Raw genomic sequence first — 4,918 nt, forward strand, 5'->3', positions numbered from 1 at the left:
AGAAAAAATTAGTGACAGGGTTGTTAAGTGCAGCCTTTGTAAGTGGGATATTGGTGAATTCAACACTTTCAGCAGATGCCGCGACATATGGTGGGCGCTCTACAGGATCAGTTTCATTCAAGTCGGGAACGCTAGTTCTTCCGCCAATTGATCCGCCAATTGATCCGCCAGTAGATCCGCCAGCAACCGATTTTGGTTTGTTGTATGTTCCTAAAGAGTTTAACTTTGCGGAGACAACAGTACCAACTACGACGGTTACTACGACAACTAAAATTGCGATAGACGATGATTGGGAAGGAAGTCCGGCTTCTAATACTAGTGGAGCAGCAGGGTCAAACACGCCAACCAAACACTTTGCGGTTGGGGATGTACGTGGAAAACGTGCTTCGGGTTGGAAACTAGAAGCAAAACTAAGAGCAGATTTAGAGGATAGTGGAACGTCCAAAAAGCTAACTGGTGCAACGATCACGATGGCACAAGGAATCAATGAATTGACTCCAACAACTTGGGCACAAACACCGACTACTGCTAGTGCGACAGCTAACACACCTGACACAGTAAACTCATCAGTTACTTTGAGTACAACTAGTGCATCTATTATGAGTGCCTCTGGTGAAACAACTACAAATGCAGCAGACGGTCGTGGTGAAGGGTATTGGCAAGGTGAATTTACCAATATTGAATTAAATGTTCCTGCAACTGCAATGAACAATGTTGCAACAGGAGAACAATATGCAGGAATTGTTGATTGGACCTTAACAGATTCCATTTAAAAATTAATACGTAAGTAAGATAGAAACAGAAGATGGGTTGAAGAAAGAAATAATATCTTCAATCCATTTTCATTCTTAGGAGCCATACATGAAAAATAAAAAAAAATTTTACAAACTATGTTTTTTGCTACTCGTTCTATTTTTGTTACCAAGTGGAATCACCCATGCTGAAAAGACAACTACGAGCGATAATGATGAAACAACTGAGACAAGGAAACAGGCTGGCTTCCAAGTTCAGTCAGTTCTACCGGAGAATCAGATAAATGACAGAGTGAGCTATTACCACTTACTTGTGCATCCTGGTCAGACACAGACTGTTGAATTAAAAATCATGAATAATTCACCTGAAACACAACACTATACTGTAGAAGTCATTCGTGCAGCGACCAACAAGAATGGATTAATCACCTATGATGAGCGAGACAAAAGACCGGATGAAAGTATGCGCCTACCGATAACGGATGTAGCACAGCCTAGATCTAATGAGGTTTCAGTAAAAAGTTACTCGGAAGGAAAAGCAGAAATCGATCTTTCCATTCCTAACGATCAACCTTTTGAAGGGATACTTTTAGGTGGTATACGTGTCTCCTTAAAGGAAGGTAGTACAGAGGATAGCGAAACGGGCTTATCTGTGAAGAACACCTACGGTTATGCTATTGGGATGGTTTTAACAGAAGATGAGAAAAATCCGATTTATGGAGAACCTGAACTGAAGTTAACTACTGTGAAACCTGAAGTGAATTACGGCAGTAAAATCTTAGAAGCTTCTATCCAGAATCCAGAACCGGTTTCTATTAAAGATGCGACAGTGGAAGGAAAGATCATTTCAAAGAGAACGAATAAGTCTGTTGCAGAAGGAAAATTAAAGAATGTGAGCATTGCGCCTAATTCGGCCTTCCCTTTTCACATTGATTGGGGCATGAATCAGATTGTCGCGGGAGAGTATACATTTAAGGGGATTGCTAGGATCGGGGATAAGAAGTGGCAGTTTGAACAGAATTTTACGATATCGAGTAAGATCGCTAAAAAAATGAACGAACAGACTGTTTTTAAAATTATCATTCCTGATTGGTGGATGCATACAGCATATATTCTCATTATGGTTACTGTGGGAGTACTCGTATTCTTGATTGTTCGACTAGTAAAGAGAACGAAAGGAAGGAAATCAAATGAAGCGTAAACTATTTTTGAGTATTTTTTTATGCTTTGCAGGATTATGGTACTCGTCTCTGACTGTTCATGCGGACAGCTTTAACGGACAGACACCAGTAGGAGTAGGGTTTGTGGATGATGAGAAAGATAAGAAAACAGAAGACGAAAAAAAGCAAGACAAGACTGGAGGAGAGATGTTTCCCGGTACGGGTGGGAATTCAAGTGATCAATCTCTCTGGAGCAAATTACTCCCGAGAACAGGTGAAGAAATGAAAATGGGGATCAGTGTTTTAGGTGTCCTTCTCTTTTCGGGAACACTCCTTTTCTACGTGAAACGACATAGGAGGGAGCAAGAAAAATGAAAAAAAAACAAAGAATTATTTCTGTCATGTTAGGAATTTTAGTAATATCACTTTCACTTCTTCTCACACCCAAAGTATTTGCGGCTAGGACAGGATATTTTCCTGCAATGGAGGGAAATATTCGTTTTTTGGATAGAGACGGAACAGATTTTTCAAAAACGCTGAACTTACAAGGTGTAATCCAGAGAGGAGAAATGGGATATGGAGGTACACCGATTCTCACTCAGATGCCATTAAGTATTTCAAAAGATCCTGGAAAGAATGAATTCACACTTCATTTTCCAGAATTTAATGAAACTACTCAACCATGGACAGTTGAGTATAGCATCAGTCGGAGAGCTCAAGACCTAGTGATACCTACTGTTTCGTCAGCAAGATATGTAAAGCATTTTATTTTGAACAAAGGAAATCCCGTAAGTTATGTGAAACACAATACGTGGCATGCAAATACAGGCGGTTTCGGAGAATCTCTTATATATTTTGTAAGGCAATCAGACGGATCATTTAAAGGAGTTGTAAATTTAAATCCAAACCCTAACACGCATTTATCCTTGGGATTGGCTGCTGTCCGAGAAGATTTTCTTTACCCGAATACTTCAGAAGCATACATTATAGGGGACACAGGGCTGGTTATAGACTATTATGCAGTATATCAACAATTTAAAGAGGTGTTTGAAGATGAGTCTGGTGCATCAATTACACCGCCAACTGGCTATACTCAGAATAAATTAACTGATATTACCTCAGATCCTTATACGTACACAATGAACAAGGGAAGCTCATTACCAAAAGTATATGTTGTCGGGACAGACGCATATACGTATAAAGGTTGGTATAAAGGTAAGGGAAATAAAGCATCTATCAATGACACATACCCACCAAGTATAACCAGCCAAGCTGAATTCGATGATTCAAAAGATGAAATTCACATCGTGTATGAAAAAAGAACTGCGCGAACTGTAAAAGAATTATATGTAAGTACAACATGGACAAATATTCATGCCCCATCGAACACGACTCAAACAGTAGGTGATGGGAATACATTTGAAGGCAATCCACCAGCGAGTAAAACAGATGCTGGAAATAGTGAGTGGGAGTACAATGGCTGGAAACTTAGTACAGAATCTTCAGGGGCTCTACGCCCGAAAACAACACCCGTATCATTAACGATTAATGCGGATACTAATATCCAGTACCAGTATACTCGGAAGAAACGAACAACGACGGAAAGATATTTAAAGAACTCTGATAGCACACCAATCTCGGTGCACTCTTCTTTAGGAATCTCGAATCCTAGAATCGCTACGATTGATGATAATGGAACCTTCTATTATGGTCGCCCAACTCTAATTGATACATCATTAGGAGTTTGGGACATGGTTGGTTGGGAAAATGTTACGGACGATCCAGGGGTAATCAATTCGACAAATGGAGGAACGCTAAGAAATGTTAAAGAGGACAAAGAGTTTAATTACTATTATTCGCCTAGAAAGTCGGCAGCTACTATTGATTTAACACCAAATCCAAAGATTATTAACAGTGGAGGAAGTGTTTCTTGGACCAGTCGAGTTACAAATACTAGTACTACGGTATTGAAAGACTTAGTATTGAAAAAGACTGCTAATTGGTCTAGTGGCTTAGCTGCACCAACTCAGGTTACGGTGACACCAGCAACAGGTGCCGTTCAAACATTCCCTGTAACTGCAAGTGATTGGACTTCAGGAGTAACATTGACTGGAGTCTCAATTCCTGTGACAACTAACAATTATGCGGATATTACCTTCTCCACAACTTCTACAGGGGCAGTTAACCAAGTGTTACCAGCGGAAATAGAATTAAACGGTAATATTTCTACTCCAATTGAAGCAGATAATTTTATACGAATCGATGATCCGGATGAGCCGAATTTGGAGCCTGGTAATGCGGGATTAATCAATATTCCATCATTCAAGTTTGGGCAAGTTGAAGTCAAAACTTCTGCACAGACTAAGAAACTGGATGCCGCATCCTATCAAAGCGGTTATAATCCTTATATTCGTTTGATTGACAAAAAAAGTATGGGTGGCTGGGCACTAACAGCAAAATTGGGTCAATTTACTAGTGGGACGAAGACCTTGCCAACGACTACTAGTATCAATTTGAAAAATGGCGATCTAAAAGAAGTGAATGATTATGATAAGCACAATGAATCTATGACTTCTATTGGGGGAGTGGGAAACAAAGTAATCACTTCAGATGGTGCAACAGTTTCTTTGACTAATGGTGGATCTCAAGGTGTTTATCAATTGGACTATGCAATTAGTGACGTTGAACTTAACTTACTTGGTAATACTGGTATTGCAGGAAATACCTATACTGCCAATATGGATTGGATTTTGACTACCGCACCTTAAAGAAAGCGAGAGAACGATATGTATAACTATGTTTGGCTATCTACTGGGATGGGGATTGTTGCTCTATTCCTAGCCATCTTCTTCCTAGTGAAAGATCTGGCTTATTGTGAGCGGACGCAACAGAAGAAGCTGACCTATCTGCTGGCAAACTGGGGGATGTTCCTCTTAGCGATCGTCTGGATTGGTCTGGGAATCAGCTTATATGTTCTGATCCAGAACCAGTTAACTGCTTAAAAAA

At 40.0% G+C, this 4,918-nt stretch carries 5 protein-coding genes; all 5 read left to right on the plus strand.

All coding sequences use genetic code 11. The features are described 5' to 3' along the window. A partial coding sequence (locus tag JZO85_RS21535) for a WxL domain-containing protein (RefSeq protein ID WP_207110581.1) occupies positions 1-773 on the plus strand: 773 nt, incomplete at its 5' end. A gap of 88 nt (positions 774-861) precedes the next feature. Beyond that, positions 862-1,953: a WxLIP family cell surface protein gene (locus tag JZO85_RS21540; RefSeq protein ID WP_207110582.1), complete on the plus strand. Its 1,092-nt coding sequence runs from the start codon at positions 862-864 to the stop codon at positions 1,951-1,953. After that, positions 1,943-2,287 (plus strand): LPXTG cell wall anchor domain-containing protein, encoded by a 345-nt coding sequence (locus tag JZO85_RS21545; RefSeq protein ID WP_207110583.1) that lies wholly within the window; start codon positions 1,943-1,945, stop codon positions 2,285-2,287. The genes JZO85_RS21540 and JZO85_RS21545 overlap by 11 nt, the downstream gene beginning before the upstream one ends. Further along, the gene (locus JZO85_RS21550; protein ID WP_207110584.1) at positions 2,284-4,680 is read left to right on the plus strand and encodes a WxL domain-containing protein; all 2,397 of its coding nucleotides are present in this window, start codon (positions 2,284-2,286) and stop codon (positions 4,678-4,680) included. Before JZO85_RS21545 ends, JZO85_RS21550 begins: the two co-directional genes overlap by 4 nt. A gap of 18 nt (positions 4,681-4,698) precedes the next feature. Next, positions 4,699-4,914: a hypothetical protein gene (locus JZO85_RS21555; protein ID WP_207110585.1), complete on the plus strand. Its 216-nt coding sequence runs from the start codon at positions 4,699-4,701 to the stop codon at positions 4,912-4,914. The last annotated feature ends 4 nt before the right edge of the window (positions 4,915-4,918 follow it).

Source organism: Candidatus Enterococcus murrayae, assembly GCF_017315985.1.
GTDB lineage: Bacteria > Bacillota > Bacilli > Lactobacillales > Enterococcaceae > Enterococcus_A > Enterococcus_A murrayae.